The 25,646-nt window shown below is 37.1% G+C and carries 26 protein-coding genes and 1 riboswitch; of the genes, 10 read left to right on the forward strand and 16 right to left on the reverse strand.

Annotation, left to right across the window (positions count from 1 at the left end):
* The first annotated feature begins 100 nt into the window (after positions 1–100).
* On the forward strand, positions 101–1,414 hold the full coding sequence (eno, locus tag BMX01_RS02615) for a phosphopyruvate hydratase (protein WP_064082655.1): 1,314 nt from the start codon (positions 101–103) through the stop codon (positions 1,412–1,414).
* A gap of 57 nt (positions 1,415–1,471) precedes the next feature.
* Here the strand turns inward: eno and recQ are convergent, their stop codons facing one another.
* The 6 genes from recQ to BMX01_RS02640 all read right to left on the reverse strand — a co-directional run bounded on the left by recQ (position 1,472) and on the right by BMX01_RS02640 (position 6,388).
* Complete coding sequence (gene recQ / locus BMX01_RS02620) at positions 1,472–3,277, reverse strand: DNA helicase RecQ (protein WP_074647716.1); 1,806 nt, start codon at positions 3,275–3,277, stop codon at positions 1,472–1,474.
* A 35-nt stretch (positions 3,278–3,312) separates the two neighbouring features.
* Positions 3,313–3,618, reverse strand: coding sequence for an iron donor protein CyaY (gene cyaY / locus BMX01_RS02625; RefSeq protein WP_064082654.1), 306 nt, complete (start codon positions 3,616–3,618; stop codon positions 3,313–3,315).
* 51 nt (positions 3,619–3,669) lie between these two features.
* Positions 3,670–4,056: a hypothetical protein gene (locus BMX01_RS07885; protein ID WP_064082653.1), complete on the reverse strand. Its 387-nt coding sequence runs from the start codon at positions 4,054–4,056 to the stop codon at positions 3,670–3,672.
* Complete coding sequence (locus tag BMX01_RS07890) at positions 4,032–4,460, reverse strand: glycosyltransferase family 25 protein (protein ID WP_064082652.1); 429 nt, start codon at positions 4,458–4,460, stop codon at positions 4,032–4,034. Before BMX01_RS07890 ends, BMX01_RS07885 begins: the two co-directional genes overlap by 25 nt.
* 14 nt (positions 4,461–4,474) lie before the next feature.
* On the reverse strand, positions 4,475–5,521 hold the full coding sequence (tsaD, locus tag BMX01_RS02635; RefSeq protein ID WP_064082651.1) for a tRNA (adenosine(37)-N6)-threonylcarbamoyltransferase complex transferase subunit TsaD: 1,047 nt from the start codon (positions 5,519–5,521) through the stop codon (positions 4,475–4,477).
* Positions 5,522–5,605: 84 nt separating this feature from the next.
* Positions 5,606–6,388 carry an outer membrane protein assembly factor BamD gene (locus BMX01_RS02640; RefSeq protein ID WP_064082650.1) on the reverse strand — a complete coding sequence of 261 codons (783 nt, stop codon included), beginning with the start codon at positions 6,386–6,388 and terminating at the stop codon, positions 5,606–5,608.
* 153 nt (positions 6,389–6,541) lie between these two features.
* On the opposite strand from BMX01_RS02640, the gene rluD reads away from it, so the two are divergent.
* Positions 6,542–7,519 carry a 23S rRNA pseudouridine(1911/1915/1917) synthase RluD gene (rluD, locus tag BMX01_RS02645; RefSeq protein ID WP_064082649.1) on the forward strand — a complete coding sequence of 326 codons (978 nt, stop codon included), beginning with the start codon at positions 6,542–6,544 and terminating at the stop codon, positions 7,517–7,519.
* A gap of 7 nt (positions 7,520–7,526) precedes the next feature.
* Here rluD and BMX01_RS02650 read toward each other — a convergent pair whose 3' ends face one another.
* The 7 genes from BMX01_RS02650 to BMX01_RS02680 all read right to left on the reverse strand — a co-directional run bounded on the left by BMX01_RS02650 (position 7,527) and on the right by BMX01_RS02680 (position 15,210).
* Positions 7,527–8,237 carry a YwiC-like family protein gene (locus tag BMX01_RS02650; RefSeq protein WP_064082648.1) on the reverse strand — a complete coding sequence of 237 codons (711 nt, stop codon included), beginning with the start codon at positions 8,235–8,237 and terminating at the stop codon, positions 7,527–7,529.
* 46 nt (positions 8,238–8,283) lie between these two features.
* Complete coding sequence (locus BMX01_RS02655) at positions 8,284–9,282, reverse strand: glycosyltransferase family 2 protein (RefSeq protein ID WP_064082647.1); 999 nt, start codon at positions 9,280–9,282, stop codon at positions 8,284–8,286.
* A 119-nt stretch (positions 9,283–9,401) separates the two neighbouring features.
* Entirely contained in the window at positions 9,402–10,376 is a 975-nt protein-coding gene (gene pfkA / locus BMX01_RS02660) for a 6-phosphofructokinase (protein ID WP_074647718.1), read from the reverse strand.
* Between the two features lie 108 nt (positions 10,377–10,484).
* On the reverse strand, positions 10,485–11,687 hold the full coding sequence (locus BMX01_RS02665; RefSeq protein ID WP_064082645.1) for an aminotransferase class V-fold PLP-dependent enzyme: 1,203 nt from the start codon (positions 11,685–11,687) through the stop codon (positions 10,485–10,487).
* Between the two features lie 173 nt (positions 11,688–11,860).
* Positions 11,861–13,228 carry an alanine/glycine:cation symporter family protein gene (locus BMX01_RS02670; protein WP_064082644.1) on the reverse strand — a complete coding sequence of 456 codons (1,368 nt, stop codon included), beginning with the start codon at positions 13,226–13,228 and terminating at the stop codon, positions 11,861–11,863.
* A gap of 133 nt (positions 13,229–13,361) precedes the next feature.
* Positions 13,362–13,476: riboswitch (glycine riboswitch) on the reverse strand.
* Between the two features lie 190 nt (positions 13,477–13,666).
* Positions 13,667–14,728, reverse strand: a complete 1,062-nt coding sequence (locus tag BMX01_RS02675; protein WP_074647721.1) for an AI-2E family transporter — start codon at positions 14,726–14,728, stop codon at positions 13,667–13,669.
* Positions 14,729–14,835: 107 nt separating this feature from the next.
* Positions 14,836–15,210, reverse strand: coding sequence for a cytochrome b562 (locus BMX01_RS02680; RefSeq protein ID WP_064082642.1), 375 nt, complete (start codon positions 15,208–15,210; stop codon positions 14,836–14,838).
* Positions 15,211–15,366: 156 nt separating this feature from the next.
* On the opposite strand from BMX01_RS02680, the gene trhP reads away from it, so the two are divergent.
* The 6 genes from trhP (at position 15,367) to BMX01_RS02710 (ending at position 20,812) form a co-directional block, all read left to right on the forward strand.
* Positions 15,367–16,764, forward strand: coding sequence for a prephenate-dependent tRNA uridine(34) hydroxylase TrhP (gene trhP / locus BMX01_RS02685; RefSeq protein ID WP_064082641.1), 1,398 nt, complete (start codon positions 15,367–15,369; stop codon positions 16,762–16,764).
* 146 nt (positions 16,765–16,910) lie between these two features.
* Positions 16,911–18,191, forward strand: a complete 1,281-nt coding sequence (gene waaA / locus BMX01_RS02690) for a lipid IV(A) 3-deoxy-D-manno-octulosonic acid transferase (RefSeq protein ID WP_064083035.1) — start codon at positions 16,911–16,913, stop codon at positions 18,189–18,191.
* A gap of 2 nt (positions 18,192–18,193) precedes the next feature.
* Positions 18,194–18,679 (forward strand): pantetheine-phosphate adenylyltransferase, encoded by a 486-nt coding sequence (coaD, locus tag BMX01_RS02695; RefSeq protein ID WP_064082640.1) that lies wholly within the window; start codon positions 18,194–18,196, stop codon positions 18,677–18,679.
* The gene (gene orn, locus BMX01_RS02700; RefSeq protein WP_064082639.1) at positions 18,672–19,223 is read left to right on the forward strand and encodes an oligoribonuclease; all 552 of its coding nucleotides are present in this window, start codon (positions 18,672–18,674) and stop codon (positions 19,221–19,223) included. Before coaD ends, orn begins: the two co-directional genes overlap by 8 nt.
* A 42-nt stretch (positions 19,224–19,265) precedes the next feature.
* Positions 19,266–19,766, forward strand: a complete 501-nt coding sequence (gene tsaE / locus BMX01_RS02705; RefSeq protein ID WP_064082638.1) for a tRNA (adenosine(37)-N6)-threonylcarbamoyltransferase complex ATPase subunit type 1 TsaE — start codon at positions 19,266–19,268, stop codon at positions 19,764–19,766.
* 14 nt (positions 19,767–19,780) lie between these two features.
* Positions 19,781–20,812, forward strand: coding sequence for an N-acetylmuramoyl-L-alanine amidase (locus BMX01_RS02710; RefSeq protein WP_064082637.1), 1,032 nt, complete (start codon positions 19,781–19,783; stop codon positions 20,810–20,812).
* A gap of 126 nt (positions 20,813–20,938) precedes the next feature.
* On the opposite strand, the gene fis is transcribed toward BMX01_RS02710, so the two are convergent.
* From fis to sixA, 3 genes are all read right to left on the reverse strand, one after another.
* Positions 20,939–21,235: a DNA-binding transcriptional regulator Fis gene (gene fis, locus BMX01_RS02715; protein WP_064082636.1), complete on the reverse strand. Its 297-nt coding sequence runs from the start codon at positions 21,233–21,235 to the stop codon at positions 20,939–20,941.
* A gap of 28 nt (positions 21,236–21,263) precedes the next feature.
* Entirely contained in the window at positions 21,264–22,226 is a 963-nt protein-coding gene (gene dusB / locus BMX01_RS02720; protein WP_064082635.1) for a tRNA dihydrouridine synthase DusB, read from the reverse strand.
* Positions 22,227–22,451: 225 nt separating this feature from the next.
* Positions 22,452–22,940 carry a phosphohistidine phosphatase SixA gene (gene sixA / locus BMX01_RS02725; RefSeq protein ID WP_064082634.1) on the reverse strand — a complete coding sequence of 163 codons (489 nt, stop codon included), beginning with the start codon at positions 22,938–22,940 and terminating at the stop codon, positions 22,452–22,454.
* A 120-nt stretch (positions 22,941–23,060) separates the two neighbouring features.
* On the opposite strand from sixA, the gene pyk reads away from it, so the two are divergent.
* A complete protein-coding gene (gene pyk / locus BMX01_RS02730) occupies positions 23,061–24,500 on the forward strand; it encodes a pyruvate kinase (RefSeq protein ID WP_064082633.1) in 1,440 nt (479 codons plus the stop codon).
* A gap of 99 nt (positions 24,501–24,599) precedes the next feature.
* Positions 24,600–25,646, forward strand: a complete 1,047-nt coding sequence (locus tag BMX01_RS02735; protein ID WP_064082632.1) for a glycosyltransferase family 9 protein — start codon at positions 24,600–24,602, stop codon at positions 25,644–25,646.

Here is a 25,646-nt window from a genome sequence, read left to right on the forward strand (position 1 = left end):
TTAATGAGCTAATACGCTTTTTTACAAGACAAAAGAGGAAAATAGCTTTACTATATTGCCACTCTTTTTTATTAAATCTCAATATAGAGGAATATCAACAATGGCTAAAATTGTAAAAGTAATTGGTCGTGAAATTATCGACTCTCGTGGTAACCCGACGGTTGAAGCTGAAGTTCATTTAGAAGGCGGTTTTGTCGGCTTAGCGGCTGCTCCGTCTGGTGCATCAACAGGATCACGTGAGGCATTAGAGTTACGTGACGGCGATAAATCACGTTTTTTAGGTAAAGGCGTATTAAAAGCGGTTGCGGCAGTAAATAATGAAATTGCGCAAGCGATCGTAGGAAAAGAAGGTTGCGCACAATCTGAAATCGACCAAACTATGATCGATTTAGATGGTACTGAAAATAAATCTAAATTCGGTGCGAATGCAATTTTAGCGGTCTCTTTAGCAACAGCAAAAGCAGCTGCAGCTTCTAAAGGTTTACCATTATATGCTTATATTGCAGAATTAAATGGTACACCGGGTGTGTATTCTATGCCATTACCAATGATGAATATTATCAATGGCGGTGAGCACGCGGACAACAATGTTGATATTCAAGAATTTATGATTCAACCTATTGGTGCAAAAACATTACGTGAGGCATTACGTATCGGCGCAGAAGTTTTCCATAATTTAGCCAAGGTATTAAAAGCGAAAGGTTTAAGTACTGCGGTAGGTGATGAAGGTGGTTTCGCACCAAACTTGGCATCTAATGCTGATGCTTTAGCTTGTATTAAAGAAGCGGTTGAAAATGCAGGTTATGTGTTAGGTAAAGATATTACTTTGGCGATGGATTGCGCATCATCTGAATTCTATAATAAAGAAAGTGGTTTATATGAAATGAAAGGTGAGGGTAAATCATTCACTTCTCAAGAATTTACTCACTATCTAGAAAATTTATGTAAAGAATACCCTATTGTTTCTATTGAAGATGGCCAAGATGAATCCGATTGGGATGGCTTTGCTTATCAAACTAAGATATTAGGTGATAAAGTCCAATTAGTTGGCGACGATCTATTTGTTACTAATACCAAAATCTTAAAAGAAGGTATTGAAAAAGGCATTGCAAATTCTATCTTAATTAAGTTCAATCAGATTGGTTCATTAACAGAAACGTTAGCTGCAATTAAAATGGCAAAAGATGCTGGCTATACTGCCGTTATTTCGCACCGTTCAGGTGAAACTGAAGATGCAACAATTGCTGATTTAGCCGTCGGCACTGCCGCAGGTCAAATCAAAACAGGATCAATGAGCCGTTCAGATCGGATCGCTAAATATAATCAATTAATCCGTATTGAAGAAGCATTAGGCGAAATGGCGCCATTCTTAGGGTTAAAAGCCATTAAAGGCCAAATAAGCTTTGATTACTAATAAAATAATGCCATAGAGAAATCTATGGCATTTTATTATCTCATGATCGCACTAGGCTCATTTTCTATTCTGACAATGTTCTTTAATCAAATTCAAAAATGCGCCACCAAAACGCTCTAATTTTCGCTCACCGACACCATTAATTTCTAGCATTTCTACGTTACTAAGCGGAAGATATTCTGCCATTTCTTGCAAAGTTGCGTCATTGAATACAACATAAGGAGGGATATTCTCTTTATCGGCAATCTGTTTACGTAAGAAACGCAGACGTGCAAATAAATCTTTGTCGTAACGCACAGAGGCTTGTTTTTGAATATACGCATTGGCAGAAAAAGTTAAGCGTGGCATTGCCAATGCTAATTTTTGCGAACGCAACACTGGGCGTGCTTCTTCTGTCAATTGTAATGATGAATGATTAGTAATATTTTGCTTAATTAAACCTAAATGAATAAGTTGATGAATAATACTTAACCAATACGGCGCAGATTGATCTTTGCCAATCCCATAGACAGATAGCTGATCGTGGTTAAACTCTCGGATTCTTTGATTATTCATTCCACGTAACACGGCAATAATATGCTGTACACCAAACATTTGCCCTGTACGATAAATAACAGATAACACTTTCTGTGCATCTAAAGTCCCATCATACTGGCGGGGTGGATTTAAACAAATATCACAATTCTGACAAGGTGCTTGGCGAGATTCACCAAAATAATTTAATAACACTAACCGACGGCACGTTTGCGATTCAGCAAATGCACCTATTGCTTGTAATTTATGTTGTTTAATTTGGCGCTGATCTGTTTCAGGCTCTTCTAATAAGGTTTTCTCCATCCAAGCATAATCACTTGGGTTGTAAAATAGTACTGCTTCAGAAGGCAGATCATCACGCCCTGCTCGTCCTGTTTCTTGGTAATAGGCCTCAATACTACGTGGCAAATCAAAATGAACAACAAAACGTACATTTGATTTATTAATCCCCATACCAAAGGCAATTGTTGCTACTACAATTTGGATATTGTCTCGCTGAAACGCTTCTTGGACCATTTCCCGTTGTTGTACAGGCATTCCTGCGTGATATCCCATTACTGAGATTTTTCGCGCTGCAAGCTTTTCACTGATTTCTTCAACTTTTTTGCGGCTATTACAATAAATAATACCGCTTTTCCCCTGCTGTCTTAAAATAAATTGCGTTAGTTGTTCTAGTGGTTTAAATTTTTGCTGTACTGTATAACGGATATTAGGCCGATCAAAACTACCTAGGTAAGTATAAGGATTCGTTAAACATAAATGCTGTAGAATATCCTTACGCGTAGTTGGATCAGCGGTTGCCGTCAAAGCCATTAATGGAATACCGACAAAAGTCTTACGTAATCTGCCTAATAATACATATTCAGGACGAAAATCATGCCCCCACTGTGAAACACAATGCGCCTCATCAACAACAATTAGACTAATTTTGCAATGAAAAATAAAAGAAAAGAAAGCTTGAGTCATCACTTTCTCGGGTGAAAGGTAGAGTAATTTTAACTGACCAGATAAGGCTTTCTGTTCGACACGTTGTTGCTCTTCAAATGTTTGGGAGCAATTGATATAACCCGCTTCAATACCATAAGTGAGTAATTGATCCACTTGATCTTTCATCAACGAAATAAGCGGGGATATAACTAATGTAATTCCCTCTAGACAAAGTGCAGGGACTTGATAACAAAGTGATTTTCCACCACCGGTTGTCATAATAACTAAACAATCTTGTCCAGTTAATACGGCTTCAATAACTTCTTGTTGTCCGTTGCGGAAATGTTGATAACCAAAAATGTTATTTAAAACATCTTTTGCCTTAGAAAATAGTTCTTGCATCTGTGATTAATTACATTGCTTTTTTACATAAGCATTTAAAAAGAAATGCGTTCCCCGTGGCGAGCAAATGCCTCTTGCAGATGATCCCAAAAATTACGCTTTTCAGCAGTTATCCATTGACCATCAATATATTTAAAATGGAATCCGCCCAGCTTGCTTGCCAACCATAGCTCTAACATTGCTTCTTGCTTATTAATAATAATCTGCGAGTCATCATCAAAAGTGAGCGTGCAAACTGCGCCATGAATCTCGGTATCGACCGCTAAATCAGCTTCATCAATTTTTTCTTCAATTTTATGCCAAGTTTCTTCAACTAATTGATGGAAATGCGTTGTATTCATATTTATTCCTAATAATTACTATTATTTCTTGTTGTAATAACGAGCGTTAAGTTATTTAAAACGTACTTTTTTCAAAAAAAATGCCTTTTTTAGTCTTTTAAAAGGGCGAAGAATTTCACGATAAATTTTGGCTAAAATATTTATTTTTATTTTACTTTTTTCTAAAGCTTTACTATTATGAATATCACGTTCTATTTTCAGAGCACTTTCAAAATGCTCTTTTGAATTTAATAGAAAATCTTGAATACCAACACTTGGAAGTAACATCCAAACAATATAATTAGAATCTTTTAAATAATCTTTAAAGATAATCATATCTATTGGCAATGCTTCAAGCTTATCTAAGCGACTAAGTAAATATTCAATACCGATTTTGGTCACGATATAGCTAGCAGTTCCAGCATCTATTCCATTTAACTTATATAACTTCCGCGACATATATTTTTTACTGCGAAAAAAGAAGTTTTAACCCGCTTAAAATGCTTTTCTAATTTTACTAAATGCACATTTGTATCTATATAGTGGCTATCTAAGAATGCAGATGCATTATGGCCTAAATGAATATCATCTTCGAATATACAAATGTAATCTAATTGCTTTTCTTTCGCTAACCGCCATAAAGCAATATGGCTTAATGCACAGGCTATCTCATTTTTCGTTAAGCTACTATTTGAAATATCGCAGTTAAATTCCTTAGCTTTCTCTTCAATTAAATCGAGTGTAATCGCATCAAAAAATTGAAATGGAATATTGTGTTTAGCGAACTCTTGAATAATATGTTGCCTACGCGCATCTGCTGTTTTTAAACTAATAACATAATTATGCTGGTGTATATTCTGCATAAAAAATTCTCTTTTTAAACTTTATGGTGCGCTGATAATTTTAATAAGGTTGTCATTGGCCAACGAGGCTTTACACTTACACTTAAATCCGTTTTTTCCCCTTTTTTCAAGCGAATAAAACCGGTATAGGCAATCATTGCCCCATTATCTGTACAAAATTGAGGACGAGGATAATAGACTTGACCTTTTAATGCTTGCATCATAGTAGCTAATTCTGCACGTAACTGTTTATTAGCACTTACACCGCCCGCCATAACTAAACGGTTATAGCCTGTTTGCTGTAATGCTCGCTTACATTTAATAATAATCGTATCCACAACAGCTTGCTGAAATGCGTGTGCAATATCACAACGCGTTTGTTCATTTAACTGACCATTTTCACCTAACTGAGCATTAATCGTATTTGCTGCAAAGGTTTTCAAACCAGATAAACTAAAGTCTAAACCTGGCCTATCCGTCATTGGACGAGGAAAAACAAAACGATTCGGCGTACCTTTTTCCGCTAATTGCGATAAAGCAACACCAGCAGGGTAATCCAAACCAAGCAATTTACCCGTTTTATCAAAAGCTTCTCCCGCAGCATCATCTATTGATTCGCCTAAAATTTCATATTCACCTACACCCGCTACTTTAATTAATTGTGTATGCCCACCTGAAATCAACAGCGCAATAAAGGGAAATTCAGGAGAATTTTCTTCTAGCATAGGTGCCATTAAATGCCCTTCCATATGATGTACAGCTAATGCGGGAACATTCCAAGCATAAGCTAATGCACGTGCAATAGTGGCACCAACAAGCAAAGCTCCAACTAGCCCTGGTCCAGCCGTATAAGCAATGCCATCAATCTCAGAAGCGGTTAAATTTGCTTCTTTTAATGCCGCTTGAATCAAAGGTAATGTTTTACGGATATGATCTCGTGAAGCTAACTCGGGAACCACACCACCATAATCAGCATGCATCTCAATTTGGCTATAAAGTTGATTTGCAATTAGACCTCGTTGCTCATCATAAATAGCAACACCAGTTTCATCACATGAAGTTTCAATTCCTAAAATTCGCATTATGTTCGTCTAATTAATTAAATAGGGAAAGGGGCATTATCTCAAATAACGCCCCTTATTAAGTTAATATTATGATAGAACTACTTAGAATTGCTTAGTATATTCTGGCTTAGTAATTTTAGGGAATACTTTTGCTTTATTCATTTCAATCAACTCTGTGACTTTTGCCTCTGAATCTTTTAATCCCATTCTCTGATATGCTTTTTGCATATAAGGTAACGCATCAAAGGTTGGCTTACTTGCAGGATAAAAACGAATCATTTCTTCAACACGATTTACGACCGCAACAGATGCATTACGTTTATCATAAAATTTTACAATAGATAATTCATGCTCTGCCATACGATTCAATAAATAAACCATCCACTGTTGAGCATCATTTACATATTGGCTTTGTGGATAATTTCTCACAATCATTTGGAAATTTCCATAAGCATTACGAATGCTCTCAATTGTGCGCGAAGAACGATTTACGTGGAAGAAATCCTGAATAAAGTTATCTCCTAAGCGAACATTACTTAACCCGACTAAATAATACACATAATCCATATTATTACTGTTTGGATAAGCACGTACAAAACGTTCAGCTAGGTCTAGTGCTTTATAATATTCACCGGTTTTATAATGAGCAAAAATTAAACTTAATTGAATTTGTTCACCAAATAAACTCGCTTGTACGTTTCTTGAACCCATCTTTTCAAAAGATGCAATAGCAGAGGCATAATCACCTTTTTCTAATTGAGTTTGTGCTTGAGTATAAAGCGCTTGTGCTGAAAGTATTTCTTGCTCTGTTTGATTTTGATTTGAACAACCTATAACTAATAATCCCGCTAAAACAAGCGATACAAGAGAATTCAATTTACGCATATGATTTTTACCTATAAAAAGTGTGTGCCATGAAAAAAGTAATGTACAATGGTAGCATTTGACCAATGGCACTTTGCTAAGTTCATAAAAAATAATGGTATTTTATAGCACATTACTAAATAAGCAACAGACAAATTTTGGAATTTATATTTAATGACACAACAAATGACTTTAACAGCAGAAATTTCTGCAGATTTATTAGGTTATCGCCTTGATCAAGCACTTGCTCAACTTTTTCCTGACTACTCTCGCTCACGAATAAAAGTTTGGATTGAAAATGATTTGGTGAAAGTGAACGGTATCATTGTAAATAGAGCACGCGAAAAAGTGTTTGGCGGAGAACAAATTGAAATCCAAGCAGAAATTGAAGAAGAAATTCACTTTGAGCCACAAAATATCCCGCTTAATATTATCCACGAAGACGATGATATTATTATAATAAATAAACCGAAAAACCTCGTTGTTCACCCCGGCGCTGGCAATCCAGATGGGACGGTTTTAAACGCTTTATTATATTACTATCCACCTATTGCAGAAGTGCCACGAGCAGGAATTATTCATCGCTTAGATAAAGACACCACAGGATTAATGGTCGTTGCAAAAAATATTCCAGCGCAAACCCATTTAGTTACGGCGTTACAAAAACGTCGTATTACACGTGAATATGAAGCCATCGCAAGTGGAATCATGACACAAGGTGGCAAAGTTGATGAACCAATGGCACGTCACCCAACAAAACGGACCGCTATGGCAGTACATCCAATGGGTAAGCCTGCCATCACTCACTATCGTATTATGGAACGATTCCGCAACTATACACGTTTAAGGCTACGCTTAGAAACAGGTCGAACACATCAAATTAGAGTACATATGGCGCACATTGCTCATCCATTATTAGGCGATCAGTTATACGGAGGAAGACCTAGACCCCCGAAAGGAAGCAGTGAAGCATTCCTTACCGTGTTACGCGCTTTTCAACGGCAAGCATTACATGCCACTATGTTACGCTTAGAACACCCTATTAACAGTGAATTAATAGAATGTCACGCTCCATTACCTGCTGATTTTGTTGAGCTAATTGAGGCACTTAAAACAGATTATCAACGTTATAAAGAGGACTTATATTATTAAGCAATATCTACGTCATCACTAAACAGGCTAAAAATAACAGCATTATCGGGAATTCTAATAACCCTATTTTTTTTATATTCCAAGCAAAACTCGGTACCATAATGGCGCGCGCTAAACTCACAATATACGCTAAAAATAACCAAATATGCCCGCCTAAAATATAGTTGATCGCTAAAATTAAATGTATCGCAATGCTCAATTCCATATATAGCGGCTGCTTTCGTTCACGAACCATACTTTTAACATAAAAAGTAGCCGCAATAAAAAATAATGTTGGGTGGAGCAAGATGCCCCAATTTACCTGTTCAGTCGCGAGATAAAAGCTAGCCATACCCATTACACCAAAGGTCAAATAACCCGCAATATCATTCACTAAATGCCGTTCATTCTGCTGTTTAGCATAATAAATTTGAATTATTGCAAGCGGTAAAATTAGCCCTAAAAACTGCAAGATCGTTGGTTTCTGCCATAAAACAGGCAAAACAAATAACAAACTTAAGCTGGCATAAATCACTGCCCATTTTTTATTACGTGCGGTCGGTTTTTTACTAAATAGCGAAAAAAATGGATAAGAAAATAGGTATAAGAATAGCCAAGATAACGCAAGCCAACTGTGATTTATTATTGGTTTAGCCGCAAACATACCATATACAAATGGAATGCTTGCCATAACTAATGCACCATGCTGATTTGAAATAACGGGGTTAACTTTATACATAACATTTATTGTTTAAAATTAGCAGATTATTGAGCGGTTATTAATGTTAAATAACAGACGGATATCCATTGGGGAACAGAAATTTTCTAAAAATACGTTTCTTATATTTAAAACTTAACTGATGAAATATATCCAATGAATAGATTTTTAACAAATCGCGAAAACGATATTCTGATAATGAAGTCGCTAAGGACCAAAATAATTCTTGTTTATTTGCTACTGTTAAGCTTAATTCTATTTGTGGGCTAAAAATACTAAACAGATCGTGTATAGTTAATTTTTCCGGTAACTGAATGCCATATTGTTGTAAGTAATGAGAAATGGCTTCTCGTTTGATTTTTTTAGCAATACTTCTTTGTTTTTGATTATACGCTGAAGACACTTGCGTAGCATGTAATCGATATTTAACTAATGCTAATGCCTTAGGATAAGTTCTCATTTTACCTAGCTTAGAAACCTCAAACCAAAACTTATAATCTTCCGCATGAATATAATCAGGATCAAACCTTAAACCATATTCACTGAATACTTTTCTTCGAACTAATGCAACGTTATTATGGACAGGGTTACCAAATAACATACGTTGGCTAATTGCCTCCGACGAGATTGGATTTTCGGCGATCTTACCATGCTTACGCGATCTACTTAATTTACTACCATTGCCTTTTTCTGCTAAAAACTCTAAATAAGCACTAATAGCAATCGTCTCCGGTGAATTATCTAGCTCACGCATTAATGTTTCAATCCAATGTATATCGACAATATCATCTGAATCTGTACGTGCAATGATTTCCCCTTGGCAATATTGAATGCCAATATTTAATGATTTACTCGTCCCTTGATTGACAATATTATCAATAATCTTGACTCTTGGATCCTTAGCTTCAAATTGACGTAATTTAGCTAATGTTCCATCTGTTGAACCATCATTAACAACAATAATCTCAAGGTTTTTATAGGTTTGCGCAATAACCGCATTTAAACATTCATCAATATATTTTTCTACATTATAAGCACAAATCAAAACTGACACTAAAGTTGTCATTCTTACCCCTCTCATTTTTGTTAGCCAGAAATCATGTTATTTAACTATTTCTAGAGCTTAAGCACGGCCATTCAAAAGAAAGGCGACTATTTCAGTCGCCTTTCTTATTTTAAGCAAAATTAGGCTAATTTACTAGCTGCTTCAAATATATCCTGTTTAAATGGACGTCGCATATTATTAATTGCATCAATAATATCATGATGCACTAAATGCTCATTTTGAATGCCGACACAACGACCACCAAAACCTTGACGTAATAAATCAACCGCATAGACTCCCATACGGGAGGCTAAAATACGATCAAATGGACAAGGTGAACCCCCTCGTTGTATATGCCCTAACACGGTAGCCCGTGTTTCATGACCAAATTTTTTTTCTAATTCTCTTGCCAATTGATGCACATCTGTCATTAATTCCGTAATAGCAATAATTGCGTGGCGTTTACCTTTGCGGAAATTATCAGCAATACTATGAATAAGCGATTCTTTATCTAAACCTTTTTCTGGCACAATAATATATTCACAACCACCGGCTAATGCTGCACTAATGGTTAAATCACCACAATGGCGTCCCATAATTTCTACAATCGAAATACGCTGGTGTGAGGTAGAAGTATCACGTAAACGGTCAATTACCTCAACGGCCGTTTGTAAAGCGGTTTGATAACCAATAGTATAATCAGTGCCAACAATATCATTATCAATTGTGCCCGGCAAGCCTATACACGGATAACCAAATTCTTCCGTGAGTAATTTAGCGCCCATATAAGATCCGTCACCGCCAATCACCACCAAAGCATCAATTTCATATTTTGCTAAAATCTTAACCGCTTGTTTGCGAACCTCAATATCTTTAAATTGTGGAAAACGTGCCGAACCTAAAAAAGTACCACCACGGTTAATAATTTCCGAGACAGAACGGCGATCTAATGGAATCACTTTATCGTGATACAAACCATAATAGCCATCTTGAACACCGAAGATTTCTAGACCTTCATTTAATGCTGCTCGAACCACACCACGAATCGCCGCATTCATACCAGGAGCATCACCACCACTGGTCAACACTGCAATTTTCTTGATTTCTTTAGCCATATTAGACACCTTTCTAATCATTAAAAATTGAAAATACACCCGCTTAGTTGCTTAAAAGGTTACCCTATTTAGGGTATAGCGCCTAGCAAAACTTAATTTTTTTTTGATCTAATCAGCCAAAAGCGTAAATGCCACCTCTAGTGCCTCAAATAAGCGGTTTAAATCTTGTGCTTGATTATAGGGCGCAAGCGAAATCCTCAAGGTACCCGGCTGATTTAAATGGGCTAAATAGGGCTTAGCACAATGTTCACCACTACGTATAGCCACTTTGCTTTCCGCCATAATCGCAGCAATATCTGCATGATGAATGCGATCCACTGCAAAACTAATAATGGTTATGGGTTTGTCACAAAACAGCCGTATATTTGAGTAGCCTGTCAATCGTTGATAGGCTTGTATGGATAATTGCTTCACCGCTTGGTTTAATGTATCCATATCCCACTTTGTCAACCATTGCAACACTTTACCAAAACCAATGATACCGGCAATATTTGGCGTACCGGCTTCTAAACGATAAGGCAACTCAGCTAATTCAAGATGATCAATCGAAACATCATTCAGCATTTTACCACCAAAAAAAAGCGGTCTAATTTGGGCTAAACTTTGCACCTTGCCCATCAAGACACCCACCCCTGTTGGCCCATACATTTTATGTGCGGAAAATGTATAGAAGTCGGCACCTAACCGCTGTACATCTATCCTTTCACTACAGACCGCCTGAGCACAATCTAACAAAATTTTTGCAGATGAATATTGTCGGATAATAGGGATCAGCGATTCAACCGGCTGACGGATTCCTGTCACATTCGAAACCAAATTTAACGCCACTATTTTGGTTTTGGTTGATAATACCTGCTTTAGTTGCTCTACGGTTAACTCAAGATTGGCTGACACAGATACAATAATTAATTTAGCTTGCGTTTGCATAGCAAGCTGTTGCCAAGGAATAAAATTAGCATGATGCTCTGCAATCGAAATAATAATTTCATCACCCGCATTTAAACTATAAGCTAATCCACTTGCCACTAAATTAATCGAATGTGTTGTGCCACTAGTCCAAATGACACCCTCTGCGGACTCAACATTAAACCACTTTGCCACTAACTGCCGCGCTAACTCATAGTCTTGCGTTTGGGCTAAATCATATTGACTACGATGAACCGATCCCGCTGAAGCATAAAAATCACTCATAGCCTCTATTAATACTGTCGGTTTTAAGGTGGTCGCTGCCGAGTCTAAATAACTCCATTCTGCATACTGCGTAAAAAAAGGAAATTGTTGTCTAAATCCAGCAACTAGTTGTTCACTCATATTCCATAATCCTTTATAAACGTATCGCTTAATCGTATTTTGCTTATCTCAATTAGCCCCCCATAAGCGGGCTTTTTTATGCTATTTTTTGCCAATAGTATAGGTTTTATTGAACCAATGATAATAAAAAAGTGTAGGGAGCCCCCTACACTTTAGCAGATAGCGTATGATGATTATTCTAGCTGCCCTGCTTTCAAACGCGCAAAATACGCTTTTGTTTCATTCAAAATCACTTTTCGCAAGGCAATTAACGCAATTAAGTTTGGAAATGCCATTAAGCCATTCACAATATCGGCCATTGTCCAAATCATTTCTAAATGTAGAAATGGTGCAAGTGCAATCAACAGAATAAAGATCACGCGATAAAATTTAATCCCTTTGGTTTTACCACCCGTCAAGTAAACAAAACAGCGCTCACCATAATAACACCAGCCTAAAATAGTAGTAAACGCAAAGAAAATTAACCCTATTGTAACAACCATCGCACCTATTGAGTGATCTAAGCCAAACGTAAAAGCACTATTAGTCAACGCAGCACCTTTAGCTTCACCGGTCCAAGCACCTGTCAACACAATGACTATCCCCGTCATAGTACAAACAATAATGGTATCTAAAAAAGTACCTGTCATTGAAATTAATCCTTGGCGGACAGGTTCTTTAGTCTGTGCTGCCGCCGCCGCGATAGGCGCCGATCCCAAACCGGCTTCATTTGAGAAAATACCTCTCGCCAAACCGGATTGAATGGCTTGCATTACGCTAAAGCCAAATACCCCACCAACAGCAGCTTCAGGATGAAAAGCCGCTTGAATAATTAAAGCCAATGCAGCGGGGACTTTTTCAGCATTTAAAATCAAAATCAGCACCGCAGTTACCACATAAGCCAATGCCATAAAAGGCACAATCACACTCGCAATCTTTGAAATACGTTTCACACCGCCCAAAATGATCGAAGCAACCACACAGGTTAACGTGATAGAAGTTATCGCTATAGGTAAATCAAAACTATCCTGTAATGCGGTCGTAATACCATTCACTTGCGGAAAAGTGCCAATCCCAAATAAAGCCACTAAGATACCAAAACAAGCAAATGCTTTCGCTAGCCATTTCCAATTTTGCCCCATTCCCATTTCAATATAGTACATCGGGCCACCAGCCATAAACCCGGCTTTATCACGGGTACGAAATTTAACCGCTAGCACGCCTTCTGCATATTTAGTCGCCATACCAAAAAAAGCAATTAACCACATCCAAAATAATGCACCCGGTCCGCCAGCTTGGATCGCAGTCGCCACCCCAACAATGTTGCCCGTACCAATCGTTGCCGCCAAGGCAGTAGAGAGCGCAGCAAATGCTGAAATATCGCCCGCCTGTCCTTTCGCCTTTTCAGGCTTAAACATATATACAAAAGCTAACGCCAATTTAGACAGTTGAATACCCTTCAACATAAAACTGAAATAAATACCAACTCCAGAGAGTAAAATTAATAAGGGCGCGCCCCAAATAAAACTATTAATTGAATTAAGAATGGTGTCAATTGACATTAAATGATTCCTCGTAATCACAACTTACGCAGGAAAGGAAAGAAAAGTAATAGTGTTAGTAAATTAGCCCGTTAAATGCCCGCATACAGCATTTATTGCCATCTAAAACACCACTGAGTAAGAATGGAAATCACTTTTCTCCCCTGTCCTTTTGCCTGAGCGTTTCACATAAATTTGCTTTATATTTGCGCCTTCGGCGTCCATTTTCTGTACTATAGTACAGAGTGGATCTCTCCAAGGGTTCGTCCAGTAACTGTCCTCACATAGTTAAACTATTGCACCTGAAAGATTTTACCTCGTCGGTAGAGCCTAAACTCTTCTCCAGCTACCTTCATCCGAACGTTTTCTTTTATTCTAAAAGAATGATTAGGATTCTAATCATTCTTTCATTCTCGTCAAGCAATAATGCTAACTTTTTAACGAATCACACCGCTTATGCTAAAAAAGCGGTCCATGTTTTGGTACTTCTTCTAAATGGCCAAGTAACACAGCATAACGCCGAGTAGATGGGCTAGATTCTAACGCAATTTTTAAGCTCATCGTTAAAGGTACAGATAATAGCATTCCAACTGTACCTAACAACCAGCCCCAAAAAAGCAATGAAAGAAATACAACCAAGGTTGATAATCCTAATCGTTTACCCATCATTTTAGGCTCCACTACATTGCCAAATAACATATTAATCGCGACAACACCAATTAAAACGGTTAAACCAACCGTAAAGCCATTCAACAACAGGGCTTGTAATACTACAGGGATACTGCCCAAAATTGAACCAATATTAGGAATATAATTGAGTAAAAAGATTAATATTCCCCACAACACAGCATATTGCACATTCAATAAAACTAACAGCAAACAGACACTCAAACCCGTCAGCACACTTATTATTGTTTTAACACCTAAGTAACCTATTACCCCTTCAAGTACACGTTCAATATAGTGCTCTTCATTAGATAAATCATCATCAGGGCTTAATACTAAAGCGAGCTTATATTTAGCAACCGGTGATTCTAATAACATAAAAATCAACACTAATAACAAAACAAACAAATTAGATAATACGCCAGAAAAGCTAAGCAGTAACCGGCTGACAAAATTCATTATTGAACTTGGATCGAATTTGTTTGCGATTTCTTCTTGTGTAATATTCAGAGGTAAATGATAGTGATTTAACAGATTAAAAATCGTTTCTAAACGTTGTCCCAATAACACTTTATATTGTGGAATAGACGCGGTGAACTCTTGCACAGCACTGTTGACCATACCTGCTAATAAGAAAAAAATCAGGACAATTAAACCTAGCAAAATAGTAATCGCCATGCCTAATGGAATACGGCGATTTGTCATAAATTTAATAATTGGCGAACAAATTATGGCAATAAAGAGTGAACGCAAAAAAGGAATAATAATTTCACCCGCCATTTTTATACCTGCCAAAATAATAATAATCGCGGCAATTGTCACCAAAACTTTCGTTAAATACGGTTGCTGATTCATAATCTATTATACGTTACGAGATATAAAATAAGCGGTCTTTTTCTTGCAAAATTTTGCCGAAATAAGACCGCTTGTCGTTTAATCAAAATAATCTGCTATCTATTGCATTATTTATATTCTAAATGATATTTCTTTTTCAGATCATGTAGTTGTTCAACAAGTTCTTTTGCATCAACAAATTTATCTTGTTCCGCTAACTCTTTAGCTTTCTTAACTTGATCAATAATATCTTGAATACCGGCTTGATAACCTTTAAAACGCTCTTGATCATCTTGTAGGCTAGCAGGCATCGTTTCTTTTGCTTTTCGTGCAACAAGAAGGAAATCTGTAGCTATCGTTTCAAAATCTTTACTCGTTTGAGCCTGTTCTAGACTCTTTAACTGTTTATTCATTTGAAACATTTCCATCATTACGCCATTTGAAAAAGCGATGGTAGAAAAAGATAATAACGAAGTAGCTAAAATTGCTCTTAATTTGTTCATAAAAATTTCCATTAGTTAGGTTTTAGGGTAAAGACCCGTATTCTAATCCATCTATTTGTTGCGATAAAGTAATATTTACTAGAAAATGAATACTTTTATTATTGTTTCCATTAAATTACAGAATAATCACTTATTATTATCACAAAGAGAATCGCAATGACCGAATTAAAATATACTAAACCTGAATTACTTTCACCTGCTGGCACATTAAAAAATATGCGTTATGCGTTTGCTTATGGCGCAGACGCCGTTTATGCAGGCCAACCGCGTTACAGTTTACGGGTACGAAATAATGAATTTAACCATGCCAATTTACAAATTGCGATTAATGAAGCACACCAATTAGGCAAAAAATTCTATGTTGTAGTCAACATTGCACCTCACAATTCAAAATTAAAGACTTTCATTAAAGACTTAAAAGTCGTGGTTGATATGCAACCTGATGCGTTGATTATGTCCGATCCCGGCTTAATTATGTTAGTAAGAGAAAATTTTCCCAATATTGATATTCATCTTTCCGTACAAGCAAATGCAGTTAACTGGGTAACAGTGAAATTTTGGCAGAAAATGGGCTTAACTCGGGTTATTTTATCGCGTGAACTGTCTTTAGAGGAAATTGCTGAAATTCGTCAACAAGTGCCAGAAATGGAATTAGAAATTTTCGTACACGGTGCTTTATGTATGGCATATTCAGGCCGTTGTTTACTTTCTGGTTATATTAATAAACGCGATCCAAATCAAGGGACTTGTACCAATGCTTGCCGTTGGGAATATAAAATTGAAGAAGGTAAAACCGATGAAGCGGGCAATATTGTGCCAAAAAATACCGTACAACAATATACACCTGAAATCGAAGTTAAAAACATTGCGCCAACCTTAGGCGAAGGTGCTCATACAGATAAAGTGTTTTTATATACCGAACCTAATCGACCAGATGAACAGATGACCGCCTTTGAAGATGAACATGGCACTTATTTTATGAATTCAAAAGATTTACGTGCTGTGCAACACGTTGAAAGATTAACGCAAATGGGCGTCCATTCATTGAAAATTGAAGGGCGCACAAAATCATTTTATTACTGCGCACGTACAGCACAAGTTTATCGCAAAGCAATTGATGATGCGGCTATGGGCAAGCCATTCGACCCATCATTGATGGATACCTTAGAATCACTTGCTCACCGTGGCTATACTGAAGGATTCTTGCGCCGCCATACACACGATGAATATCAAAATTATGAATACGGTTATTCTATTTCCAATCGCCAACAATTTGTTGGAGAGTTTACCGGCAAACGAAATACTGAAGGTTTAGCAGAAGTCGCCGTAAAAAATAAATTCTTAGTTGGCGATACCGTTGAAATAATGACGCCAAAAGATAATATTATTTTTAAAATTGAACGCCTGTTAAATCGTAAAAACGAAAACATTAACGCAGGCTTAGGCGATGGCCATTTTGTTTTTCTTGATATACCTGCTGATATTGATCTAAATTTTGGCTTATTAATGCGTAATCTGACCGATACTAATACACGTAATCCACATAAAGCCTGATCTTAATCACGCGCTATAATCCCCGCCCCTCTTAACGAGGGGATTTTTTATAGGCGTGATATGTTAAGCTTGACTTATTTACTTTATCTCACCATTTTCCAAAATGGTTTATCATTAACAACACCAATTACACAGCTAATAACGTGATATTACGGATTATTTATACTTTATTAAATTATTTAAGCCAACCGGTTCTTTTATTGATGATGTGGCAAAAAACGGCTAGACACACCAAGCAAACGTCTCGGCTATGGGAACGTTATGGCATTTATCGCCAACTTACCGCACCTAGACCACAAGGGATCGTCATCCATGCGGCTTCTGTCGGTGAAGTAATTGCCGCAACCCCCTTAATTAACGCGATCCAAACCCTCTATCCAACATTACCGATCACAGTCACTACATTCACACAAACCGCCTCTGAAAGAGTACAGGCTATTTTTGCTAATACGGTTTCACATATTTATTTACCTTTTGATCTGCCTTTTGCGGTAAATCGTTTTATTAAATTCACTCAACCGCGCTTATTTATCGTGATTGAAACTGAATTATGGCCCAATTTAATTACCCAAGCTTACCGGCAACAGATTCCGTTCATCATTGCAAATGGACGGCTATCTGCCCGCTCACTCAAGCATTATCAATGGTTTAAACCCGCATTACAGAAAATATTAAATCAAATTTCTATGATCATTGCCCAAGACCAAATCAGTGCCGAGCGTTATGCACAATTAGGCTTTAATCTTCAGCAATTAACCACTGCTGGCAACCTTAAATTTGATTTAGAAATTAGTGAGCAATTACGCCAAACCATACAAAAAACTAAGCAAACATTAACCTTAGCGAATAGACCTGTTTGGATTGCCGGAAGTACACACGAGGGTGAAGATGAAATTATTTTAGCTACACATCAACAATTGCTGACTGAATGGCCTGATTTACTATTAATTCTGGCGCCTCGCCATCCAAACCGCTTTAAAAATGTAGAAAATTTATTAATTAAATCAGAATTATGTTATGTTAAACGTAGTCAACAATGCCCCTTAACTGATCATACCCAAGTGCTGTTAGCCGATACGCTAGGGGAAATGATGATCTTATATGGTTTAGCTAATATCGCTTTTGTTGGCGGCAGTCTAATCAAACACGGTGGACATAACCCTCTAGAACCTATTGCGTTTGGATTACCTATTATCTCAGGTATTCATACCTTTAATTTTTTAGAGATCTTTAACAAGTTAAAGGCTATCCACGGCGTAATTGAGGTCACCAATGACCCCACTGATCTTGCACAAGCGGTCAATTTGCTACTGAAAGATCCGAAAAAATACACTGCAATTGCTCAATCGGGTTTGAGTGTGTTAAAAGCAAACCAAGGCTCACTACAACGCCATTTACAATTATTAGCCCCTTATTTAGAAAAATAAAGATGAGTTATACTGTTATTTATGCTGGGACATTTGATCCCATTACCAATGGCCATTTGGATATTATTACTCGAGCCACTAAGCTCTTCGCTAAAGTGATTGTCGCTGTAGCACAACACCCGACTAAACAACCGCTCTTTTCTTTATCGGAAAGAACCGCATTAGTTGCACAAAGCTGTAGCCATTTAACGAATGTAGAAGCGGTCAGTTTTAGTGGTTTACTTACTGATTTTGCCCGACAACATCACGCTAAAGCATTAATTAGAGGCATTCGTGGTAGTGATGATATTGAATACGAAATTCAACTTTCACAATTAAATAATAAATTAGCAGATGGCTTAGAAACGGTTTTTCTACCACCTGCGGTTGAATGGCGTTACTTATCCTCTACAATGATAAGAGAAATCTATTATCACCAAGGTCAAGTCAACGCTTTTGTACCAACCGCGGTTGTGCAAGCATTACAAAATAGGAAAAATAATGAATAAATTAGCTAACCAACATTTAATTTGGATCGATTTAGAAATGACTGGGCTTGATCCAAACCAAGATAGAATTATTGAAATTGCGACTATTGTGACAGATAAAGATCTGAATATTCTCGCCGAAGGACCCGTATTAGCCGTCCATCAACCAAACACATTACTCAGTAAAATGAATGAATGGTGCATTAAAACACATACCGCAAATGGATTAATTGAACGCGTAAAACAAAGCAAACTGACTGAACGAGCAGCTGAATTACAAACACTTGATTTTTTAAAACAGTGGGTAATGAAAGGCAGTTCACCAATTTGTGGCAATAGCGTCGCACAAGATAAACGCTTCTTATATCAATATATGCCTGATTTAGCAGATTATTTCCATTATCGGCATTTAGATGTAAGTACTTTGAAAGAACTTGCACGTCGTTGGAAACCAGAGATATTACAACAATTCAGCAAAAAAAATAGCCATCTAGCCTTAGATGATATCCGTGAATCAATTGAAGAACTAAAGTTCTACCGTGAGCATTTCATTAAGCTAGCATAATTCACAATGAAAAACCCCTTTTTATTTTATTAGTCATCATCAATGTCAGATTTAACTACTTTTTATTTTGCCACCGAAACGGCAATGCTCAATTTTGGGCAACAGTTGGCACAACACATCAAAACTTATTTGGCCACTGATAAACAACATTCACTTGTCATTTACCTAAATGGTGAATTGGGGGCAGGCAAAACAACCTTAACGCGCAGTATTGTTCGTGCATTTGACTATAATGGTAACGTCAAAAGCCCAACCTATGCACTGGTTGAAGAATACCAACTGCCGACCATAACCATTTACCATTTTGATCTTTATCGACTTGCCGCTCCCGAAGAACTTGAATTTATGGGGATCCGCGATTATTTCCAACCACAAACGCTCTGTCTACTCGAATGGGCTGATCGTGGCAAAGGCGTGATACCGCCTGCAGATATAACGATTCAAATTGATTATGCTGAACAAGGCCGCCATCTTAGTTTGCAAGCAAATACTGCAACGGCGAAACCACTCTTAGCAACGATTAAGGCAAATCAGATCGCTTAAATACGAGGAATAATATGAAGAAATTAGCACAATATATTATAACGAGTTTATTTACTTTATGTTTTAGTCTGACCGGTTATGCAAAAATGGTGGTCGTCATTGATGCAGGCCACGGCGGTAAAGATCCAGGTGCTATCGGTCAAAATCTTCGTATTCAAGAAAAGAATGTTACCTTAGCTATTTCCAAAGAATTAAAAGCATTATTGGACGCCGATCCTCACTTTAAGGCAATAATGACACGTAATGATGATTCTTTTATTCAACTATCACAACGGACTGAAATAGCACGAAAAAATAAAGCCAATTTATTTGTCTCTATTCACGCAGACTCATCACCTAGCTCAAATAGTGCAAAAGGTGCTTCAGTATGGGTGTTATCAAATAGACGCGCTAGCAATGAAATGGGTAAATGGTTAGAAGATCACGAAAAGCAATCAGAATTACTCGGCGGTGCAGGCTCATTATTATCTAATAAAAATGAACGTTATCTTAATCAAACCGTATTGGATTTACAGTTTTCTCATTCACAACGTTCGGGTTATGAATTAGGTAAAGCCGTATTATCTTACCTTGAAAAAGTTACTCCACTTGCTAAAAAAACGCCTCAACACGCAAGTTTAAGCGTCTTACGTTCGCCAGATATCACCTCAATTTTAGTCGAAACAGGGTTTTTATCTAATGCAATTGAAGAAAAACAACTAGCCAGTCCAGTTTATCGACGCAAAATCGCACAAGCTATTTATAAAGGCTTAAATACTTATTGGGCATATCACCCTAATATAAACAAGATGAAAGAAAATAACAAAAAAGAAGTTAAACCATCGCCTAAAAAAGATAGCGCCCCAAAATCAACTTCAACAACCCAATCAACAGCAACGGCCAACAAAGAAAATGGTAAATTGAATAATGGCTATCATATTGTGCAAAAAAATGAAACGCTTTATTCGATTGCCCGTTTATATAACACTACGCCTGATAAATTGAGTAAATTAAATAAAATCCAAAACAATCATATTGTTGTCGGCAAAAAATTAAAAATTCAATAATCCTAATAATAAAGCGCACTTATTTGCAAAAAAATAGCAAATGAGTGCGCTTATTTATAAATATCACACACAAAAAACTTCACTCTTGCCGATGAGTTTTTTTTATTGATTAACCTTGTTAAGCATTTAGCCCATACCGTATTTCTTTAACTTCTTACGTAATGTACCGCGGTTAATACCAAGCATCGTTGCCGCACGGGTTTGATTACCTCGTGTATATTGCATCACCATATCTAACATCGGGTGTTCAATTTCAGATAATACTAATTCGTATAATTCTGTTGGATCTTCACCGTTTAATTGAGATAAATAGTTTTTTAATGCCGCTTTCACATTATCACGAAGTGGCTTATTTACTTGCTGTGCTTGTGCATTCAGCATTGATACCATTAATGGGTTTTGTGCAGGTTGTTGTTCTAACATTGTCCTCTATCCAACTTAAACAAGGATTCTAACGAATCGATTTGACCAAATCTTTCAATGCTATCAATTGTTCTGTTGTTGAACTTAATGCATTGAAAGTACGTTTAAAATTTGAGCCTGGCGTTAATTGATCTAAATACCAACCAACGTGTTTACGTGCAATTCGATAACCTTTTTGTTCACCATAAAAATGATGAAGATCTTCGATATGCTTCAACATCAATTGACATTTTTCATCGATTGATAAATCAATAATGTCACCCGCCTCTAAAAACTGTTTCAGTTCTTGAAACAACCAAGGGCGTCCGAAACTCCCTCTACCAATCATCACTGCATCTGCACCTGTATAATCAAGAACATCTTTTGCTTTTTGTGGAGAAGTAATATCTCCATTAGCAATAATCGGCATAAAAACTGCTTGTTTCACCGCTTTAATACTTTCATACTCTGCCTGTCCATTAAAAAGGCAATCTCGAGTGCGACCGTGAATGGTTAATGCAGATATTCCCGCTTTTTCAGCAATCTTGGCAATCTGCAAAAAATTTTTATGCGTTTTATCCCAACCTGTTCTAATTTTTAATGTAACTGGCACATCAACAGTATTTACTACCGCATCTAAAATACGTGCAACTAATTGAGGTTCACGTAAAAGAGCAGAACCTGCCATTTTTTTGTTTACCTTTTTCGCAGGGCAGCCCATATTAATATCAATAATTTGTGCTCCATATGCTACATTTATTTTTGCAGCTTCAGCTATTTCTGTCGGTTCCGAACCTGCAATTTGCACCGCGTTTATACCGATTTCAGCATGATGAGCAAGCCTCAAGCGCGACTTTTCTGTATGCCAAACATCAGGATTAGTAGACATCATTTCAGAAAACATTAATCCTGCTCCAAGTTGTGAACACAAACGCCGGAAAGGTTGATCAGTAATGCCTGCCATAGGTGCGAGAAAAATACGACTATTTATCTCATATTGCCCGATTCGCATATTACCTCTCTTACATAAGTGATTAAAATTGAAGCAGCTTTTTTATGGATCATCCAAATAAAAAGTACGGCTAAAAAAACCGTACTTGTTTATATCATCTAATTGTCAGCATATGCTGATATTCAGGCGCATATAATACGCACTTTTTTGATTTTTTGGAAGCCTATTTATTCGACAAATTAAAAAAAATTAAAATAATTAAATAATTATTCATTCATACAAAAACTAAGGCTTTTGTGTCACAACAAGCGTACCAAAATCAGATTGCCAAGCTATTTCTGCTATCACGGCTGGATAAAAATGAATATGGCTTTGTTGACAGGTTATCGATAAAACTAAATCGTACACTAATGGAAGATGCGAAATAATTAAAACATTTTTATAGCCTATTTCATATAAAAAGGTTAAATAATTTTTAACATTATCCGGATTGCCTGACGGGGTAATTCCTTGCCAAATTCCAACTAACTCAGACAAATTTTGACTAAAATTAATCGCTTGCATTCCTTTATTGATATAGGTCAAAGTTTGTTGAGTTCGTAACAAAGGACTCACCAAAATCTTATCTAATATTTGCTGTTGTGCTTGTAACCGTTCTGCTAACCATCTGCCTTGCCGTTCCGCCATTTGTTGCCCTAATGGCGTGAGTGAGCGTTGACTATCTGAAGTTGCATTAAAGCTTGCTTCACCATGGCGCATAATCCAAATATTCATCAACACCTCATTTTTGTTTAAAGTTCATTCATTTAGGCGTATAATGCTACACGTTTACAGCAGTTACAAGCCTATGTGAAAAGAATTTTTAATTATTATCAATAAATTACGGAGCAATACATGTCTAGAAAACTTAGAAGAACCAAAATTGTTTGTACAATGGGGCCTGCAACTGATCGTAGCAATAATTTGGAAAGAATTATCGCCGCAGGAGCAAACATGGTTCGTATGAACTTCTCACACGGCGTGCCTGAAGACCATATTGAACGAGCAAATAAAGTTCGTGAAATAGCTGCGCGCTTGGGTAAACATGTTGCTATTTTAGGTGACTTACAAGGTCCAAAAATTCGTGTATCAACGTTCAAAGAAGGAAAAATTTTCTTAAACATAGGCGATAAATTTACCTTAGATGCTGATTTACCACGTGGTGAAGGGGATCAACAAGTGGTCGGTTTAGATTATAAAAACTTACCCAACGATGTCGTACCCGGTGATATCCTTTTATTAGATGATGGTAATGTACAATTAAAAGTTATTTCTGTAGAGGGTGCTAAAGTACATACTGAAGTCACGCTTGGTGGTCCTTTATCAAATAATAAAGGCATTAATAAGTTAGGCGGTGGTTTATCTGCTCCTGCACTAACGGAAAAAGATAAAGAAGATATTAAATTAGCTGCGCGTATCGGTGTAGATTATTTAGCGGTTTCATTTCCACAATCTAGTCAAGACTTACACCATGCACGTCAATTAGCAGAAGAAGCGGGCTTAGATACCAAAATTGTTGCAAAAGTAGAACGTGCTGAAACTGTAGCAACTGAAGAAGCAATGGACGATATCATTTTAGGTGCTGATGTGGTGATGGTTGCACGTGGTGACTTAGGTGTTGAGATTGGTGATGCTGCATTAGTTGGCGTACAAAAACGATTAATTCGTCGTGCAAGAAAGTTAAACCGTGTAGTGATCACCGCAACTCAAATGATGGAATCAATGATCAAGAAACCAATGCCAACACGTGCTGAAGTAATGGATGTGGCTAATGCCGTGTTAGATGGCACTGATGCCGTAATGTTGTCAGGCGAAACTGCAAGCGGTGATTACCCTGTAGAAACTGTTAAATCAATGGCAGAAGTCTGTTTAGGTGCAGAAACTATGCCAAGTATTAATATTTCTCGCCACCGCATGCAAGGCAAATTCGCCGCCATTGATGAAGCCATTGCAATGTCTGCGATGTACACGGCTAACCATCTAGAAGGCGTTTCTGCAATCATTGCATTGACTCACTCCGGTGAAACGGCAAAATTAATGAGCCGTATTAGTTCTGGCTTACCAATTTATGCGCTATCACGTAATCAACAAGCATTAAATCGCACTGCACTTTATCGTGGTGTAACGCCCGTATACTATAACGAAGAAAGCCGTACAATCGAAGGGGCTAAAAAAGGTATTGCATTGCTCAAAGAAAAAGGCTATTTAATGACCGGTGATTTAGTCTTATTAACACAAGGTAGCGAATCAAAAGATGGCGGTACTAATACTTGTCGAATTTTAAAAGTGGAATAAATTTCATATTTAAATACCGCAACCCACGTGCCAACGTGGGTTTTTTACTATCACCAAACTCATTAGCCATTACAACATAGTATAGGATCGTCAATTCTAATGAAAAAACCACCGCTTAATATCTGTATTCTACGCCTTTCTGCCATAGGTGATGTATGCCATACCCTTGCAGTCATTCAAGCTATACAACGCCAATATCCTGATATCAAGATCAGTTGGATTATAGGCAAAACAGAAGCACATTTAATGCAAGGCATTCACAATGTTGAACTTATCCCTTACGATAAAAAAAGCGGTTGGCAAGGAATTATTACACTTTGGAAACAATTAAAAAATAAGCGATTTGATTTCTTACTCAATATGCAAACCGCATTACGTGCTTCAATGCTTTCAATAGGAATAAAAGCAACTCACAAAATTGGTTTTAATAAAGATCGCGCAAGAGAAATGCAATCACTATTTGTCGATTCTCAAGTAGAAATGACCGCTTCTCCACACGTATTAGATGGACAGATGATGTTTGCAAAAGCCATTGGCGTTACTGATCTTACACCAAGATGGCATTTACCCGTTAGTTCAACAGATCTTGCTTACAGTAATCAATTTTTAAATCCACATACACAAAATGTTGTGATTGCGCCTTGTTCTAGCAAAACTGAAAAAGACTGGGATATCGCCTCTAATGCTGAAATTGCAAAATGGCTAACTGATCAAAATATTAATGTGATTATTGTCGGCTCACCAACTGATTACGAATGCGCTACTGCCAACCAAATCAAACAATTAGCGCCTAAGGTGATCAACACCACAGGAAAAACAACATTAAAACAGCTTGCGGCTTTAATTAAACAAGTTGATCTTGTTATTGCACCTGATACGGGAGTCGCTCATATTGCCACCACCCAACATACTCGTGTAATCGGCTTATATGCCATTCATAACCCTCGCAGAACTGCACCTTATTCTGATCAAGCGAATGTAATTTCTGTCTATGATGAAGCAATTCTAGACTATTACGGCACCTCTTGGGATAAACTTGCTTGGGCAACTAAAGCTAAAAGTAAAAAAGGCGAAAAATTAATGCAGCGTATTACTGTTGAAGCGGTCAAACAAAAAATAGTTGAAACTCTTAACTTAAAATTATAA

It is taken from the genome of [Haemophilus] ducreyi (assembly GCF_900109315.1).
GTDB lineage: Bacteria > Pseudomonadota > Gammaproteobacteria > Enterobacterales > Pasteurellaceae > Haemophilus_B > Haemophilus_B ducreyi.

Excerpts from the sequence above, each read along its gene's own strand:
- sixA (WP_064082634.1), bottom strand. The coding sequence starts at position 22,940 with ATGAATATTTGGATTATGCGCCATGGTGAAGCAAGCTTTAATGCAACT.
- rluD (WP_064082649.1), top strand. The coding sequence starts at position 6,542 with ATGACACAACAAATGACTTTAACAGCAGAAATTTCTGCAGATTTATTA.
- BMX01_RS02640 (WP_064082650.1), bottom strand. The coding sequence starts at position 6,388 with ATGCGTAAATTGAATTCTCTTGTATCGCTTGTTTTAGCGGGATTATTA.
- BMX01_RS02675 (WP_074647721.1), bottom strand. The coding sequence starts at position 14,728 with ATGAATCAGCAACCGTATTTAACGAAAGTTTTGGTGACAATTGCCGCG.
- dusB (WP_064082635.1), bottom strand. The coding sequence starts at position 22,226 with ATGCGAATCGGGCAATATGAGATAAATAGTCGTATTTTTCTCGCACCT.
- cyaY (WP_064082654.1), bottom strand. The coding sequence starts at position 3,618 with ATGAATACAACGCATTTCCATCAATTAGTTGAAGAAACTTGGCATAAA.
- tsaE (WP_064082638.1), top strand. The coding sequence starts at position 19,266 with ATGTCAGATTTAACTACTTTTTATTTTGCCACCGAAACGGCAATGCTC.
- BMX01_RS07885 (WP_064082653.1), bottom strand. The coding sequence starts at position 4,056 with ATGTCGCGGAAGTTATATAAGTTAAATGGAATAGATGCTGGAACTGCT.
- recQ (WP_074647716.1), bottom strand. The coding sequence starts at position 3,277 with ATGCAAGAACTATTTTCTAAGGCAAAAGATGTTTTAAATAACATTTTT.
- eno (WP_064082655.1), top strand. The coding sequence starts at position 101 with ATGGCTAAAATTGTAAAAGTAATTGGTCGTGAAATTATCGACTCTCGT.
- BMX01_RS02650 (WP_064082648.1), bottom strand. The coding sequence starts at position 8,237 with ATGTATAAAGTTAACCCCGTTATTTCAAATCAGCATGGTGCATTAGTT.
- trhP (WP_064082641.1), top strand. The coding sequence starts at position 15,367 with ATGACCGAATTAAAATATACTAAACCTGAATTACTTTCACCTGCTGGC.
- BMX01_RS02655 (WP_064082647.1), bottom strand. The coding sequence starts at position 9,282 with ATGACAACTTTAGTGTCAGTTTTGATTTGTGCTTATAATGTAGAAAAA.
- BMX01_RS07890 (WP_064082652.1), bottom strand. The coding sequence starts at position 4,460 with ATGCAGAATATACACCAGCATAATTATGTTATTAGTTTAAAAACAGCA.
- BMX01_RS02680 (WP_064082642.1), bottom strand. The coding sequence starts at position 15,210 with ATGAACAAATTAAGAGCAATTTTAGCTACTTCGTTATTATCTTTTTCT.
- fis (WP_064082636.1), bottom strand. The coding sequence starts at position 21,235 with ATGTTAGAACAACAACCTGCACAAAACCCATTAATGGTATCAATGCTG.
- tsaD (WP_064082651.1), bottom strand. The coding sequence starts at position 5,521 with ATGCGAATTTTAGGAATTGAAACTTCATGTGATGAAACTGGTGTTGCT.
- BMX01_RS02665 (WP_064082645.1), bottom strand. The coding sequence starts at position 11,687 with ATGAGTGAACAACTAGTTGCTGGATTTAGACAACAATTTCCTTTTTTT.
- coaD (WP_064082640.1), top strand. The coding sequence starts at position 18,194 with ATGAGTTATACTGTTATTTATGCTGGGACATTTGATCCCATTACCAAT.
- pfkA (WP_074647718.1), bottom strand. The coding sequence starts at position 10,376 with ATGGCTAAAGAAATCAAGAAAATTGCAGTGTTGACCAGTGGTGGTGAT.
- BMX01_RS02735 (WP_064082632.1), top strand. The coding sequence starts at position 24,600 with ATGAAAAAACCACCGCTTAATATCTGTATTCTACGCCTTTCTGCCATA.
- BMX01_RS02670 (WP_064082644.1), bottom strand. The coding sequence starts at position 13,228 with ATGTCAATTGACACCATTCTTAATTCAATTAATAGTTTTATTTGGGGC.
- BMX01_RS02710 (WP_064082637.1), top strand. The coding sequence starts at position 19,781 with ATGAAGAAATTAGCACAATATATTATAACGAGTTTATTTACTTTATGT.
- orn (WP_064082639.1), top strand. The coding sequence starts at position 18,672 with ATGAATAAATTAGCTAACCAACATTTAATTTGGATCGATTTAGAAATG.
- pyk (WP_064082633.1), top strand. The coding sequence starts at position 23,061 with ATGTCTAGAAAACTTAGAAGAACCAAAATTGTTTGTACAATGGGGCCT.